The sequence below is a fragment of the Halopenitus malekzadehii genome, assembly GCF_900108505.1.
Classification (GTDB): domain Archaea; phylum Halobacteriota; class Halobacteria; order Halobacteriales; family Haloferacaceae; genus Halopenitus; species Halopenitus malekzadehii.
The window spans coordinates 1,045,977-1,060,342 of the sequence record NZ_FNWU01000001.1; the positions used below are offsets into that span (position 1 = coordinate 1,045,977).

Consider the following 14,366-nt stretch of genomic DNA (forward strand, 5'->3'; position numbering starts at 1 on the left):
TCGCCACCGTTCGATCCCCACTGTGGCGGTTGAACGCAGTGGGTGGGCGTGGCAAAATTCGCCACGGGAGTATGAGACGGTACAGTTAACCACGCGGATGTGGCTCGTGTAGGTATGTCGGACGAGACCAATCCGTTCGAGAGTCTCCAGGAGCAGATCGACGACGCCGCGGCACACCTCGACGTCGACGACGGAGTCATCGAGCGGCTGAAGAACCCCGAACGGGTGCTCGAGACCAACCTCACCGTCGAACTCGACGACGGCTCCCTCGAAACGGTCCGGGCGTACCGCTCGCAGTTCAACGGCGACCGCGGCCCGTATAAAGGCGGGATCCGCTACCACCCGGGCGTCACCCGCGACGAGGTGAAGGCGCTGTCGGGCTGGATGGTGTACAAGTGTGCGACCGTCGACATCCCCTACGGCGGCGGGAAGGGCGGCATCAGCATCGATCCCACCCAGTACTCCGAGGCCGAGCTGGAGCGGATCACTCGGGCGTTCGCGACCGAGCTCCGGCCGATCATCGGCGAGGACCGCGACATCCCCGCACCCGACGTCAACACGGGACAGCGGGAGATGAACTGGATCAAAGACACCTACGAGACCCTCGAAAACACGACTGCTCCCGGCGTCATCACGGGAAAGGCGATCGACTCGGGCGGGTCGGCGGGGCGCGTCGAGGCAACCGGCCGCTCAACGATGTTCGCGGCCCGCGAGGTTTTTGACTGGATCGGCGAGCAGATCGAGGGCGCCTCGGTCGCCGTACAGGGGTACGGCAACGCCGGCTGGATCGCGGCTGACCTCCTTGACGATATCGGCGCGACGGTCGTCGCCGTCTCTGACTCCGCCGGCGGCATCCACGACCCACGTGGACTGGATCCGGTCGACGTGAAGGACCACAAGAACGAGACCGGCAGCGTCGTCGGCTACGGCGACGCCGAGGAGGTATCCAACGAGGAGCTGCTTACGCTTGACGTCGACCTCCTCGTTCCCGCGGCCCTCGAGAACGCGATCGACGCCGACCTCGCCGAGGACGTGCAGGCCGATGTCGTCGTCGAGGCGGCCAACGGTCCGCTGACGCCGGGTGCCGACGACGTCCTCGCCGACAGCAACGTTTGGGTCGTGCCGGACATCCTCGCGAACGCCGGCGGCGTCACCGTCTCCTACTTCGAGTGGGTCCAGAACCGACAGCGGTTCAGCTGGACCGAAGAGCGCGTGAACGAGGAGCTCGAACGGGTCACCATCGAGGCCTTCGACGGCCTCGTCGATGCCTACGAGGCCCACGACCTGCCGAACCTCCGCACCGCGGCCTACGTCGTCGCGCTCCAGCGCGTGGCCGATGCCTACGACCAGGCCGGAAACTGGCCCTAAACGGCTGAACGGCGCAAAACTGGGTGGGGAACCGTTTTCAACGGGTCGAGATGTCTGTTAGGCCGTCGCGTCGATCTCGTCGAGCCGTGCGGCGAGGAAGACGGCGATCGGCACGTCCGCCTCCTCGACGAACCGTGCGAGTTCCTCGCCGTCGCGCTCGACGACGACCGTCGGGATCAGCTCGATGTCGTACTCCTCGACGCCCGGTCCGACCTTGGATCCGTCATCGGCCTTCTCGACGGGATGGTGTTCGATCCGGTCGTCGGGGACGCCGGCGGCCTCCAGGGCCGCGGCGAAGTCCGGGAGCTGCTGGCGGCAGTCGCCACACCAGTCGCCGCCCCAGACCTTGAACACGTACGCGTCGTCAGCACCCACGGTCTCGATCGCGTCCTCATAGCCCGCTTCGCTCCACGCCGCGTTCGGCTGTAGCGTCCGTAGTGGCATACGCCCGCCTAGGGGCGGGGCAAATAAAAGGGGCGCGTCGCCGGCGGTTTTCCGTGCAGGCGTCACACCAGCCCAACGCGAGTGCCGGTCGGCTCACCCACCCGATCGCACCTTGCCGCAGTCCGTAGATGGTTTAGGCGCGCTCGTCGTAGGCGAGGCCAATGGACGACGGCATCCTCGACACCGTCGGATCGCCGCTGGTTCGCGTCTCCTCGCCGGCGGGGACCACGGTGGCGGCGAAGATCGAATCGAAGAACCCGGGCGGGTCGGCCAAGGATCGTCCCGCGATCGCGATGATCGAGGCTGCCGAGGAGTCCGGCGAGCTCTCGCCGGGCGACGGCATCGTCGAGCCGACCTCCGGCAACACCGGCGTCGGGATCGCGATGTGCGGCGCGGCGAAGGGCTACGACGTGACGATCGTGATGCCGACCTCAAAATCGCCCGAACGACGCCGCATCATGCGGGCCTTCGGGGCCACCGTCGAGCTCGTCGAGGGCGACATTTCGGACGCCAAGGATCGGGCCGACGAGCTCGAGGCCGAGGGGCTGGTTCAGCTGCGGCAGTTCGAGAACCCCGCGAATCCGCGTGCCCACTACGAGACGACCGGCGTGGAGCTCCTCGACCAGGTCGATGGCCGGCCGATCGACGCGCTCGTCGCCGGCGTCGGCACCGGGGGGACGATCACCGGCACCGGCCGGCGTCTCCGGGAGGCGTTCCCGGACGTCAGGATCGACGCCGTCGAGCCCGCCGACAGCGCGGTGTTGTCCGGCGAGGAGCCGACCGGCGATTCCTTCCAGGGAATGGGGCCGGGGTTCATCGCCCCGAACCTCGATACGGACCTCCTCGATGGAGTTCACACGGTCGAACTCGCGGACGCCGAGGCGGAGTGTCGACGGCTCGCTCGCGAGGAGGGGATCCTGGTCGGGCAGTCCTCGGGCGCTTCGAACCTCGCGGCGAAGGCCGTCGCCGGGGATCTTCGGGAGTCGGGCGCGTACGCCGGCGACGAGCCGCTCGTGGTCACGGTCTTTTGGGACAGCGGCGAGCGCTACCTCTCGACCGGGATGTTCGAACCCGACGGGAACGACGTCGAGTGACGCGTCGGGAGCGGCCGGACGCAGCGGAACCGGCAGAACAGCCGGAATGAACCGTACTCAGGGTGAGAACTCCGAATCGCTCACGCGGACCACGACGGTCCCGTCGAGGTCGTCCCGGTCGTGTTCCGGGACCGTCCCCCGTTCGCGCCGTTTGAACACCGGATCGACGAGCTCGCCGTCGACGACGCCGAACAGCTCGAGTCGCTGGTCGGTTTCCTCGGGGCGAACCTCGCCGTCGCGGACCTGCCGTGCGAGCTCCCGCGAAAGCCATTCCTCGGCGTCGATCGACGGGTCGCGGATCAGCGTCTCGCGGACGAAGCGGACGAGGTACCAGTTCAGGTCGTTACACAGCGAGACGGCCGCGCCGAGGCTCACCGTCTCGACCGCGATGCTGTTGGCGAACGGCTCCGTGATCTCGTACGTCGACAGCGCCTCCCGGGCGGTCTCGCGCGAGAGGAGTTCGTACGCGAGGCTCACCGCCGGATCGCCCACGAGACACACCTGCGTCATATCCGGAGTCGGTTCCCCGACCGCAAATCGGTTGTGGTCGGTCGATCCGTGGTCGTCGCCCCTCGTCCGTGGTCGGGCGGTCGCGACCCGTGGTCAGAACGTCGAGACGTCGCCCTCGATGACGCGCCGGGTCACGCCCGTAACGTCGTCGAGCTCCGCGTCGACGATCGCGACGATCTCGTCCTCGACGTCCGCCAGGTCGACCTCGTCCTCGGTGACCACCTGCGCGTCGGCGACGTGCGGCTCGTCGATCGGGCGGCCGATCTGCGAGAGCAGGCGGACCTGCAGGTCGCGGATCCCGTCGACCTCGGCGGCGACGGACTCGGCGATCTCCGTCGAGAGCAGGTTGTAGATCTTGCCGATGTGGTTGACCGGATTCTTGCCGGAGGTCGCCTCCATCGACATCGGCCGGTTCGGCGTGATCAGCCCGTTCGCGCGGTTGCCGCGACCGACCGAGCCGTCGTCACCCTGCTCGGCGGACGTCCCCGTCACGGTGAGGTAGATGGAGTTCTCCTCGTAGTCGTCGGCGGTGTTGACGTCGACGTGGACCTCGCGGTCGGTCCGGTCGCGGGCGAGATCGGACACGAACTCCCGGACCGATTCAACGGCGTCGTCGTACGCCTCGAAGTCGTCGATGTAGCGGTCGACCATCGCGGCGGCCACCGTGATGTCGATCCGGTCGCCCTCGCGTTTGCCCATGATCTTCACGTCCGGGCCGAGTTCGGGATGGTCGGCGTGGTAGGTCGTGTTGAGCTCGCGCTCGGCGTCGTGCACGATCCGCTCGGTTTCGGTGAGCGGCGCGTGGCCGACGCCGAAGGAGGTGTCGTTGGCCATCGGAACCTGTGCTTCCTCCTCGCCGAAGACGTCCTGCAGGTCGCCCGACCCCTCGCCGAGCTTGACGTCGACGATGACGTCGGTCCCGTACTCCAGTTCCGGGATCGCCTCGGCGAGGTACTCGCGGGCCGCCGCCAGTGCCGTCGAGTCGACCGGCAGCTGTTGACCGTCGTATTTCTTGGTTGCGCGACCCACGATGAGGATGTAGATCGGCTCGACCACCTCGCCGCCGCCGAACGCGGGGGCGGCGTTGCCGGCGACCAGTTGCGTCTCGTCAGTGTTGTAGTGGAGGACCGTGCCGACCCGATCGAGGTATAGCTGTGAGAGTGCCCGGGAGACCGACTCCGCGATGCCGTCGCTTATCGAATCTGGATGCCCGATCCCCTTTCGCTCGACGATCTCGACGTCCTGATCCTCGACCGCCGTCCGGTCGAGGCGACTGACCTGGATGTTCCGACTCATTAGCTACGCGTATCGGACGCGATACGGTATAACTTGCGGAAAGTGTTTCGGTGCTATTCATTCCTCTGAGGAATATTCCGACGGACGGATCGGGATGGTCGGTCCGACTGATCGACCGCCGGGGTATGGACCGCGTCGATAGAGTGGTTGGCGGAGGCGGGATCGGTTGATGCGGAACTATCGGATCGATCAAAAGTGACGTGAATACGTGGCGTGTCGTATATCTGAGGCCAGTATCAGGGCCATAAAAGAAACGATACTGAGGATCATCGAGATGGTGTGGCCAGTTTTGACGGAGCAGATGCGGTTTAGGTACCACCGGACCGATCGACTGACGGCGTCCGTGCCGCGAGGCGGCATCCCGGACGCCGACGCGGACGAGTGCTCCCAGTGGCTTGGTCAGTCACCGGTTCGTCCCGATCGCCTCGCCGCAAGGCGGGGCCGATCGATCTCTGGCCGGTTATCGACCTCTGGCCGGTTCTCTGAACGCGTTCTCTCGCAACGCTCTCCGGTATGCTCCCGGAATACGCTCAAAAACGTGCTTCCGAAACCGATTCCGGTGTCGAGATGCCCCGCGATCAGGCGGCGGCGTCCGCGTCGCCTTCTCCGACGCCGGGGAACCGCGCCTCCTCGGCCTCGAGCAGCTCCTGGTAGCGGTTCCGGATCGTGACCTCGCTCATTCCGGTGGCGTCGCTGACCTCGCTCTGGGTGAGATCGACGTTGGTGAGTTTTCCGGCGGCGTAGATCGCGGCGGCCGCGAGGCCGACCGGCGACTTGCCGCTGTGGACGTTCTGCCGTTTCCCCTGCTCGAGCAGCTGGCGGGCGAACTGCTCGGTCTCGTCGGGGACTGCCAGGTCGCTTGCGAACCGCGGGAGGTACTCGACGGGGTCGGCCGGCTGGATCTCCAGCTTCAGCTCCCGGTTGATGTACCGGTAGGCGCGCTTGAACTCCTCGGCGTCGACCCGGCTGACGGCCGCGATCTCGTCGATCGATCGCGGTACCTGCTCCATCCGGGCGGCCGCCTGGAGGCTCGCCGTCGCGATCCCCTCGATCGACCGGCCGGGGAGCATGTCGTTGTCGAGCGCCTGCCGGTAGATGACGGAGGCGGTCTCGCGGACGTTCTCGGGGAGGCCGAGCGCGGAGGCCATCCGGTCGATCTCGCCGAGCGCCTGTTTGAGGTTACGCTCCTTCGAATCGCGGGTCCGGAAGCGCTCGTTCCAGGTCCGGAGCCGCTGCATCTTCTGTCGCTGGTTCGAGGAGAGCGAGTTGCCGTAGGCGTCCTTGTCCTGCCAGCCGATGTTCGTCGAGAGCCCGTCGTCGTGCATCATCTTCGTCGTCGGGGCGCCCACGCGGGACTTCGAGTCCTTCTCGCTGGCGTCGAACGCGCGCCATTCGGGCCCGCGGTCGATCTCGTCGGCGTCGACGACGAGGCCACAGCTCGAACAGACGGTCTCGGCGCCCTCGTTTCGAAGGGTGCTGCCACACTCCGGACAGGTCGTCGTCGACTCGTGGTCGTGTTCGTGTGCCTGCTCGTCCTCGGTCGTCGATTCGGCGTCGCCGGAGCGCGTCCCGGTCCGTCGGTCGTCGGTCGTCTCTCGGTTCGTGTCGGTCGTGCGCCGGGTGGCGCTGAAGCGTGTCTGACTCATTGGGTGTGCTCGTGATGACTGCGGGCCGCGGTCGCGTGGTGCGCGGCTGAGGAGGACGAAAGGAATATAAAATCGACCTCGCTCGTGTTCTTCACTCAGAGTTAGGAACTGGGTAGTAATAAATGTATTGTGTTATCCGATCACAACCGACGGTAGACGCCCCGAAACCTCCGAAAACTCCAACACGATCGTTCGTTTATATATATATATGAATATGGTCCCGATTCGGTGACGGGCACGGCGATCCGGGTCGATCCTCCGTTCGGTTCCGATCGCGGTCTATCCGACGGTTTCGCCCGCGGGATCCGACTCGATCAGCTCCGCCTCGACGTACCGCTCGACGTGGTTCTCCATCCGCCGTTTAAACCCGGCCTGCCGGGCGAGCCGGTCGAGCTCGCGGGAGACGTAGGTGCCGTACTGCACCGCCTTCTTCTCGGCAGTCCGGACGGACTCCGGGACCAGTCCCTCGGCGGCGCTCCGGAGCGCGATCTTCCGTTCGTCGGGCGTCGCGAGCAGTTCGCCGGGCAGCCGTCGCGCAGCCGCCACCACACGGTCATCCAGAAGTGGCGTGACGGGCTCGATCCCGGTCGCCCGGATCGCACCGACGTCGCGTTCGATCTGTGCCGGCAGCGTCCGCATCGTCTCGTCGCGCGCGCCTTGCACCGTATTCGCGTCGACCCGGTGGTCGTCCCCGGGCTCGACGACCTTGCTGTACCCGCCGAACAGCTCGTCGGCCCCCTGCCCGAGCAGGATCCGATCGTGCCCGTCCGCTGCAGCAGCGCGCGCGGTGCAGTATAGCGGGATCGCGATCGCGAGATCCATCGGGTTCGTTCGCCCGGTCGCCGCGGCGATCTCCGGAACGGCAGCCCGGAGGTCGTCGTGGTCGATCCGGACCTCGTGCAGCTCACGATCCATCGCGTCCGCGGCCGCCCGTGCTGCCGCGACGTCGTGGCAGTCCTCGAAGCCGGCGACGTAACAGGGTGCCTCGGGAGCGCCCGCCGCGATGACCGCTGAATCGACGCCGCCCGAGAACGCGACGGCGGCGTCGGATTCGACGTCATCGACGTCGTCGCCGGCGTCGAGACGGATCACGTCCCGGGTCGCCGTCTCAACCGCCGTTTGTGCAGCAGCCGCCGGATCCGCTCGCGAGTCCGGGAGCGTCCAGACGGTCCGTTCTCCCTCGGGCGTCAGTATCGCACCGGCCGGAACCGGGCGCGGATCCGTGAGGGAGCGCCGGTCGAACGCCCACGATCCCGCCGCCGTCGGGTCGGCAGCGTCCGCCTCCACGAAGACCGGAACGCGGCCGAGAACGTCACGAGCGAGGATCGGCGTCCCGTCCTCACGCTCGATCCGGCCGCCGAACCCCGCGCCGCCGGGAAACGGATCGGACTCGCGGAGCGCTCGACGAACGCGGTCGGGAGTCACGCCGCCGACGCCACGGAAGTCTCCATCGGACGTCATCGAGTCTCACCGGAGGTCGTCCAGCCGTCTGAGGACCCGCCGCTTCGCGCCGCCGGCCGCCTGACGGAAGGAGACGTGCCAGGGGGTTCGGCGACCGATGACGCTCGTTCGTCCGGCGGCGATCGCCTTGAGGATCCCGGCGGCGGACCGCTCGTCGGCGTCGACCTCGGTGACCGCCTGTCCGACCATCTCCGAGACGTGGGCGTCGCTGCCGGCGGTCATCGGCAGGTCGCGTTCCAACGCGAACCGCTCGGCCTTGCGGTTCGCCCGTCCGGTCAGCAGCCGGGAGTTGTACACCTCGATCGCGTCGGCACTGGCGAGCTGGTCGTCGTCGATGTGGGCCGCGACGCCGTGGCGGGTCTTCTGGAACGGGTGTGGAACGACCGCGATCCCGCCCTGGTCGTGGATCCGATCGAGGGTTTCCTCGTAGGGGAGCCCGGAGGGAACCAACTCCTCGATGCCGAACGCGAGCACGTGGCCGGCCGCACACGTCACCTCCATCCCGACGATCCCCACGAGGCCGTACTCGGCGGCGCGATCGGCGGCCTCGATCGACGCGTCGATCGCGTCGTGGTCGGTGACCGCGATGGCGTCGAGCCCGACCGCGGCCGCCTGCTCCAACAGCAGGTCGACCGGGTCGCGGCCGTCGTGGGAGCGTTCCGAGTGGGTATGCAGCTCGACCGAAAGCACGACCGTTCGTACGCGGGAGTCCCTGAAAAGCGGCGCGGTGTGCGGGCCGCCGGTCGGATCGGTCCCGACCTCGCGTGTCGGGCGGGCTCGGACTCGATGATCCGGCCGGTACGGTTATGCGTCCGGCCGCCGCTCGTTCAGCCAGTGATCCGATGACCGACGTCGAGGACGTTCTGGCCGACCGTGGCGTCGATTTCGACTCAGCCTTCGCGTACGCGCTCAGCCCGGCGATGGTCCGGTTGATCATCGTCTTTCTGGCAGGCTGGCTGCTGTTACCGGTCGGGCTGTTGGTCTTTTTCACCCCGGAACTGGTCGTCGGCTACAGCGGCATCGTCCGGGAGGCCGTCGGGATGATCATCGGCTTGGTCATCATCATGGGCGCCGGCGCCCTGCTCGTCGGCGGCCTGATCGGGGCGCTGTTCAAGACGATCGCGGACGCGAACCGGTACGCGACGGCGTCGGCGTGAATTCCCGGGGCGACCCGGGACGGCACTCCCTGCCGATCCCGGTGTTCTGACGCCGGCTGAAGGACGGAAATCGGCATAAAGAGTTTTGCCCGCCCGGCGGCCACGAATGAGGTATGACCACCCACGAGTACGACGTCGTCGTTGCGGGGGCCGGCACGGCCGGCTGTTACGCCGCGACGACGATCGCCGATGCGGGCCTCGACGTCGCCATCGTCGAGCGAAAGGACGAGACCGAGGCCGGCCACATCGCCTGCGGCGACGCGTTGAAGGGGGCCGACGCGTTCCCCGAGGCGATCCCCAAATCCCGGATCGAGCCCGCGTTCACGAACACGGGCGTCGACCACGGCCGCTTTGAGATCCCCCAGGAGGACACGGTTCTCGAGATCCCCGTTCCCGGCGAGCTCGCGGTCATCGACCGCTGGGACTACGGCCGCCGGCTCATCGAGGCCGCCGCGGACGCCGGCGTCGAGTTCCACTACGAGACCGTGATCGGGGACGTACTCCAGGACGAAACCGGCCGCGTGACCGGGCTTCGCGGGAAACACCGCGGGGACGCGATCGACTTCGCGGCGGACGTGGTGATCGACGGGGCGGGCTCGCTCTCGCTGCTGCAGGACAAGGTCGACTTCTCAGGTACGACCTTCGACACGAACGTCCGATACTCGCAGTTCTGCTCGGCCTACCGCGAGATCGTGGAGGTTCCCGAGCCGGTCGAGTGGGACGACGCGCTCGTGTTCAAACCGACCGAGCGCGCGGCGGGGTACCTCTGGTACTTCCCGCGGACGGACACCGAGATCAACGCGGGGCTCGGCTTCCAGATGAACGAGGAGCCGATGCAGCTCATCGAGTCCCTCAAACGGGACCTCCGGGACCGCCCCGAGTTCGCCGGCGCGACCGTCACCGACAAGCTCGGCGCCGCCCTCCCGACCCGCCGCCCCTACGACTCCGCGATCGCACCGGGGTATATGGCGGTCGGCGACGCGGCCGGCCACGTCAACCCGACGACCGGGGGCGGGATCGCCGGCGCGGCCTACGCGGGCAAGTACGCCGGCGAACAGGCCGTCGAGGCGATCGGTGACGGCGACGTGAGCGAGGACGCTCTCTGGCGGTACAACGAGCGCGTGATGGACCACTTCGGCGGCCGGTACGCCGGCCTCGACGTCTACAACATCCTCTCGACCGCCGTCGACATCGACGACCTGATGGGGCTGCTGGCGGCCCTCCCGGGCGAGAACCTCGCGGAAGCGCTGTATGAGGGCTCGACGTCGATGTCCTTCGGGCTCAAGCTCAAGTGCGCGATCAAGAGCTTCGGCTACTGGGGAACGATCTGGAACTTCTACGAGACCAAACAGCTCGCCGACGAGCTGCTCGACCACTACGGGGCCTATCCGTCATCCCCCGACCGAATGACCGCCTGGACCGACTCCCGCGACGAGATCCTCGACCGGATCTACGAGACGACCGGCGCCGAAGCGAAGTACTGATCGGGAATCGCGTCCCTGTCCGGGCCTCTCGTCGGACGCTACGCCTCGAGTCGACGCGCCACGCCCCGGTATCGACGGCGACGCGGCGATCGTTCGTGGGATGATCCCGGCCCCGAACGACGGACATCGGCAGGAGGGTTTATAGTGGTCGACGAAGTCGTTCCGACGATGGCACTCTCGGCCGGAACGGTGGGCGTCGGGTACCTCGCGTTGGGGTCCGCGCTGCTGTTCCTGCTGCGGGAGCCCCTTCGACACCCTGACACACCCGGCAGCCGTGGGTTCGCGCTCGCGGTACTCGGGATCTCGTTGTGGCCGATCGGCCTCGGGAACGAGTACCTCGTCGCGAACCCGGACCTCTCGGTGGCCGCCTGGAACGTTCGGTTCCTCGCGGCCTCCCTGCTCGCGATCGGGTGGCTGCTGTTGTCGGTCGAATCGACGACGGGCTGGTGGCCCTCGAAACGCGCGCTCGTTCCGTTCGTCGCCTACGTCGGCCTCGGCCAGGCGATCGCGTGGTCGAACCCGTATCATCACCTGGTGTTGACGCCGGAGACGACGGTCCAGGGAACCGTCCTTATGGCCGTCTACGGGCCATGGTTCTGGGTCCAGTCCGGCGTGAACTATTTCCTGGTTCTGACCGGGACGGTGCTGCTTGCCGGCGAGTGGTTGCGGTCGCGTGGACTGCGGCGGCGACAGGCCGCGATCCTGACGCTGGCGGTCGTTCCCCCCGTCATTGCGAATCTGCTGACGCTGTTCGGGACCGTCCCGATCCGGTACGATCTCACCCCGATCGGGCTCGCGGGCAGCGGCGTGTTCCTGTTGCAGGCGCTCTATCGGATGGATCTCCTCACCGTCGTGCCGGTCGCTCGGGAGGTCGCGATGGCGGAGATGGATGATGCCGTCGTCACGATCGACGACGAGGAACGCGTGCTCGATTACAACGCCACCGCCGATCGGCTCTTCGCCGGCGACGACGTTCACGTCGGGATGCCGGCCTCGGCGTTCTTCGAGACGCTGCCGTCGACCGTGTACGACCGCATTCTCGAGGCGGCAACGCATACCGGAGACGGGAGCGAGGCCGAATCGATCCCCGAGGAGACGGATGGCGGCACCGAATCGGCGCCAGAAGTGGCCGCTTGCGGTTCCGGGTCGACTCCCGGTGAAGCGACGGCGTCGAGCGCCGACGCTGACGCACGGACCGAGGTGGGACCCGATCCCGATCCCGATCACGATCACGATGATATGGAGATCACCGTCGAGATGGGCGATGCGGATCGACACTTCTCGGTCTCGGCGTCGACGGTCCAACGGTCGATCGACTCGACGGCGTGGGTGATCGTCCTGCGGGATATCACCCCGATCAAACGGCGCGAACGGGAGTTGGAGGACCGTGAAGAGGAACTCGAGCTGCTTCGACAGATCCTCTCCCGCGTGCTCCGACACAACATCCGGAACAAGCTCACGACGATCCGAGGGAACGCCGACCTCCTCGCCGAGGACATCGTGGACGGGATGGCGACCGCGGACGAGGCGGCGATCGCGGACGACGCAGTGACTGCGGACGAGGCGGTGACCGCTGACGACGCGGCGATCGCGGACGCCGAAGACGGCGACCGATCCGAGGAAGCGATGCTCGAGCGGATCGAGGCGATCCGCGAGGCGACCGAGGAGCTGCTCGGCAACAGCGAGAACGCACGCGAGATCGAACGCATCATCGACCAACGTGGCCGTGTCGTCCGATACGATCTCGAGGGGGTCGTGCATCGGGTCGTCGAGTCGGTCCGCCGGGACCATCCCGACGTCGCCGTGTCCGTCGAGCGGGACGGTCCCGAAACGGTGACCGGTGGACCGGGGCTCGAGACCGCGCTTCGGTGTCTCGTCGAAAACGCCGCCGACCACAACGACGCCGCCAACCCCGCCGTCCGGGTGTCGATCGACGGGACGGACTCGGAGACGATCGTCTCCGTGGCGGACAACGGGCCGGGAATCCCCGACAACGAACTCACCGTTCTCGACACGAACGAGGAGACGCCGTTGTCCCACGGGAGCGGCGTCGGCCTCTGGCTGGTCAAGTGGGCCGCCGACTCGGTCGGCGCACGCCTCTCGATCGAGACGAAGGGCTCCGTCTCGACTGCCGGATCGGTTGCTGATGGGGGTGACGCGACGGATACGGGGTCGACTGCGACTGATGCGGAGTCGACTACAACTGATGCGGAGTCGGCCTCGATCCCGGACGGGGCGACCACGGTCGTCTCGCTTCATCTGTGACGCCATCGCCGCGTGGATGCAGAGCCGCACCCTTATAGGGAGGACACGCCTCGGATCGGCCATGAGCACCATCCTCTCCATCGAGGACGACGGCGTCGACGTCGTCTACCAGGGGACCGAGTTCCGACTCGACCGCGATCTGATCGAGGAGGCCACCGAGAAGGACTACCCGAACGTCACCGACCACGAGATCCTCCAGATCGTCGAATCCGATCCCGACCTCACAGGGGAACCGCGCCGCGTCGGGGACGTGGTCGCGGGAGCCTGACCGATGGTGACGGTCGCGCTGGCTGGCAAACCGAACGCGGGAAAATCGACCCTGTATACCGCTGCAACGATGGCCGATGTCGATGTCGCGAACTACCCGTTCACGACGATCGACGCGAACCGAGGAGTCACACACGTCCGTACCGAGTGTCCGTGCCTCGCTCGAAACGAGCGATGTGGGGCGGAGAACTGCCGCGGCGGGACGCGATACGTTCCGGTCGAACTCCTCGACGTGGCCGGGCTCGTCCCCGGCGCACACGAGGGCAAGGGGCTGGGCAACCAGTTCCTCGACGAGCTGACCAACGCGGACGTCATCCTCAACGTCGTCGACGCCTCCGGCGGAACCGACGCGGAGGGGGAACCGGTTCCGGTCGGGAGCCACGATCCGCTCGAGGACGTCGACTTCATCGAACGCGAGATGAACCTCTGGCTCGCCGGGATCATCGACCGCAACTGGGAGGGCGTCGAACGGAAGTCACGATCGCCCGATTTCGACCTCGAGGAGGCACTCACCGACCTACTTACGGGGTTCGGCGCGACGACGGCGGACGTGACGGCGGTCCTCCGGTCGATCGACTATCCCAATGACCCATTTAAGTGGACGGACGAGGATCGCGAACGGCTCGCCCGGGACCTTCGCCGCCGAAGCAAACCGATCGTCGTCGTCGCCAACAAGGCGGACGCCGCGCCCCAGGCGAACATCGATCGGCTTCGGGAGCAAACCGACCAGCCGGTCGTGTTCGCCACCGCCGACGGCGAGCTCGGACTCAGGCGGGCCGCCGACGCCGGCGTCGTCGAGTATGACCCCGGCGATCCGGGGTTCGATATCGTCGACGACGACGCGGTCTCGGACGAGCAGCGCGAGGGTCTCGAGCAGATTCGTGACGTGATCGACGACATCGGCGACACCGGCGTGCAGACGGCCCTGAACACGGCCGTGTACGATCGGCTCGACCGGTTCACCGCGTATCCGGTCCAGGACGCCTCGAAGTGGACCGACGCCCGCGGCAACGTCCTTCCCGACGCGTTTCTGCTCCGGGCGGGCGCGACCCCGAGGGATCTCGCGTACGCCGTCCACACGGACATCGGCGAGGGCTACCTCCACGCGATCGACGCGCGGTCGAACCGCCGGATCGGGGAGGACCACGAGCTCACGGAGGGCGACGTGATCAAGGTCGTCTCGACGGCCGGGCCGTGATCCGACCCTCCCGACGGAGATAGCGGAAACCATATCCTGTTTTTGGCACGCGACCGGTCGGATGCTAGAGAATGGGTGATATTCCCACGCAGCCACGAATACAGTCCGTTCAGATTTTGAAGGAGACGTTCGGGTCATTCCGCCCGACAGCCACGACTCAGAAATAACTAACAAGC

At 67.2% G+C, this 14,366-nt stretch carries 13 protein-coding genes; 7 read left to right on the forward strand and 6 right to left on the reverse strand.

What is annotated here, in order from left to right; translation table 11 throughout:
• Positions 1-114: 114 nt before the first annotated feature.
• Complete coding sequence (locus BLW38_RS05175) at positions 115-1,368, forward strand: Glu/Leu/Phe/Val family dehydrogenase (protein WP_092815206.1); 1,254 nt, start codon at positions 115-117, stop codon at positions 1,366-1,368.
• 57 nt (positions 1,369-1,425) lie between these two features.
• On the opposite strand, the gene BLW38_RS05180 is transcribed toward BLW38_RS05175, so the two are convergent.
• Positions 1,426-1,812, reverse strand: coding sequence for a thioredoxin family protein (locus BLW38_RS05180; RefSeq protein ID WP_092815209.1), 387 nt, complete (start codon positions 1,810-1,812; stop codon positions 1,426-1,428).
• Between the two features lie 161 nt (positions 1,813-1,973).
• Between BLW38_RS05180 and BLW38_RS05185 the strand changes: the two genes are divergently transcribed.
• The gene (locus BLW38_RS05185; RefSeq protein ID WP_092815212.1) at positions 1,974-2,906 is read left to right on the forward strand and encodes a PLP-dependent cysteine synthase family protein; all 933 of its coding nucleotides are present in this window, start codon (positions 1,974-1,976) and stop codon (positions 2,904-2,906) included.
• A 57-nt stretch (positions 2,907-2,963) separates the two neighbouring features.
• Here BLW38_RS05185 and BLW38_RS05190 read toward each other — a convergent pair whose 3' ends face one another.
• The 5 genes from BLW38_RS05190 to BLW38_RS05210 form a co-directional block, all read right to left on the reverse strand.
• Positions 2,964-3,416, reverse strand: coding sequence for a DUF5804 family protein (locus BLW38_RS05190; RefSeq protein ID WP_092815215.1), 453 nt, complete (start codon positions 3,414-3,416; stop codon positions 2,964-2,966).
• Between the two features lie 93 nt (positions 3,417-3,509).
• The gene (locus BLW38_RS05195; RefSeq protein ID WP_092815218.1) at positions 3,510-4,712 is read right to left on the reverse strand and encodes a methionine adenosyltransferase; all 1,203 of its coding nucleotides are present in this window, start codon (positions 4,710-4,712) and stop codon (positions 3,510-3,512) included.
• Between the two features lie 578 nt (positions 4,713-5,290).
• On the reverse strand, positions 5,291-6,358 hold the full coding sequence (locus BLW38_RS05200) for a transcription initiation factor IIB (protein ID WP_092815221.1): 1,068 nt from the start codon (positions 6,356-6,358) through the stop codon (positions 5,291-5,293).
• A 279-nt stretch (positions 6,359-6,637) separates the two neighbouring features.
• The gene (locus tag BLW38_RS05205) at positions 6,638-7,819 is read right to left on the reverse strand and encodes an asparagine synthase C-terminal domain-containing protein (RefSeq protein ID WP_092815224.1); all 1,182 of its coding nucleotides are present in this window, start codon (positions 7,817-7,819) and stop codon (positions 6,638-6,640) included.
• A gap of 6 nt (positions 7,820-7,825) precedes the next feature.
• Positions 7,826-8,509: a PHP domain-containing protein gene (locus BLW38_RS05210; protein WP_092815227.1), complete on the reverse strand. Its 684-nt coding sequence runs from the start codon at positions 8,507-8,509 to the stop codon at positions 7,826-7,828.
• A gap of 152 nt (positions 8,510-8,661) precedes the next feature.
• Here BLW38_RS05210 and BLW38_RS05215 point away from each other — a divergent pair, with 152 nt between their 5' ends.
• The 5 genes from BLW38_RS05215 to BLW38_RS05235 all read left to right on the forward strand — a co-directional run bounded on the left by BLW38_RS05215 (position 8,662) and on the right by BLW38_RS05235 (position 14,190).
• Positions 8,662-8,976 (forward strand): hypothetical protein, encoded by a 315-nt coding sequence (locus BLW38_RS05215; RefSeq protein ID WP_143040797.1) that lies wholly within the window; start codon positions 8,662-8,664, stop codon positions 8,974-8,976.
• 113 nt (positions 8,977-9,089) lie between these two features.
• Complete coding sequence (locus BLW38_RS05220; protein ID WP_092815233.1) at positions 9,090-10,460, forward strand: geranylgeranyl reductase family protein; 1,371 nt, start codon at positions 9,090-9,092, stop codon at positions 10,458-10,460.
• 168 nt (positions 10,461-10,628) lie between these two features.
• Positions 10,629-12,725 (forward strand): sensor histidine kinase, encoded by a 2,097-nt coding sequence (locus tag BLW38_RS05225; RefSeq protein ID WP_143040798.1) that lies wholly within the window; start codon positions 10,629-10,631, stop codon positions 12,723-12,725.
• Positions 12,726-12,786: 61 nt separating this feature from the next.
• Positions 12,787-12,993, forward strand: a complete 207-nt coding sequence (locus BLW38_RS05230; protein WP_092815239.1) for a DUF5800 family protein — start codon at positions 12,787-12,789, stop codon at positions 12,991-12,993.
• A 3-nt stretch (positions 12,994-12,996) separates the two neighbouring features.
• Positions 12,997-14,190 (forward strand): redox-regulated ATPase YchF, encoded by a 1,194-nt coding sequence (locus BLW38_RS05235; RefSeq protein WP_092815242.1) that lies wholly within the window; start codon positions 12,997-12,999, stop codon positions 14,188-14,190.
• The last annotated feature ends 176 nt before the right edge of the window (positions 14,191-14,366 follow it).

Excerpts from the sequence above, each read along its gene's own strand:
- BLW38_RS05235 (WP_092815242.1), top strand. The coding sequence starts at position 12,997 with ATGGTGACGGTCGCGCTGGCTGGCAAACCGAACGCGGGAAAATCGACC.
- BLW38_RS05205 (WP_092815224.1), bottom strand. The coding sequence starts at position 7,819 with ATGACGTCCGATGGAGACTTCCGTGGCGTCGGCGGCGTGACTCCCGAC.
- BLW38_RS05190 (WP_092815215.1), bottom strand. The coding sequence starts at position 3,416 with ATGACGCAGGTGTGTCTCGTGGGCGATCCGGCGGTGAGCCTCGCGTAC.
- BLW38_RS05195 (WP_092815218.1), bottom strand. The coding sequence starts at position 4,712 with ATGAGTCGGAACATCCAGGTCAGTCGCCTCGACCGGACGGCGGTCGAG.
- BLW38_RS05200 (WP_092815221.1), bottom strand. The coding sequence starts at position 6,358 with ATGAGTCAGACACGCTTCAGCGCCACCCGGCGCACGACCGACACGAAC.
- BLW38_RS05225 (WP_143040798.1), top strand. The coding sequence starts at position 10,629 with ATGGCACTCTCGGCCGGAACGGTGGGCGTCGGGTACCTCGCGTTGGGG.
- BLW38_RS05180 (WP_092815209.1), bottom strand. The coding sequence starts at position 1,812 with ATGCCACTACGGACGCTACAGCCGAACGCGGCGTGGAGCGAAGCGGGC.
- BLW38_RS05175 (WP_092815206.1), top strand. The coding sequence starts at position 115 with ATGTCGGACGAGACCAATCCGTTCGAGAGTCTCCAGGAGCAGATCGAC.
- BLW38_RS05230 (WP_092815239.1), top strand. The coding sequence starts at position 12,787 with ATGAGCACCATCCTCTCCATCGAGGACGACGGCGTCGACGTCGTCTAC.
- BLW38_RS05220 (WP_092815233.1), top strand. The coding sequence starts at position 9,090 with ATGACCACCCACGAGTACGACGTCGTCGTTGCGGGGGCCGGCACGGCC.
- BLW38_RS05215 (WP_143040797.1), top strand. The coding sequence starts at position 8,662 with ATGACCGACGTCGAGGACGTTCTGGCCGACCGTGGCGTCGATTTCGAC.
- BLW38_RS05185 (WP_092815212.1), top strand. The coding sequence starts at position 1,974 with ATGGACGACGGCATCCTCGACACCGTCGGATCGCCGCTGGTTCGCGTC.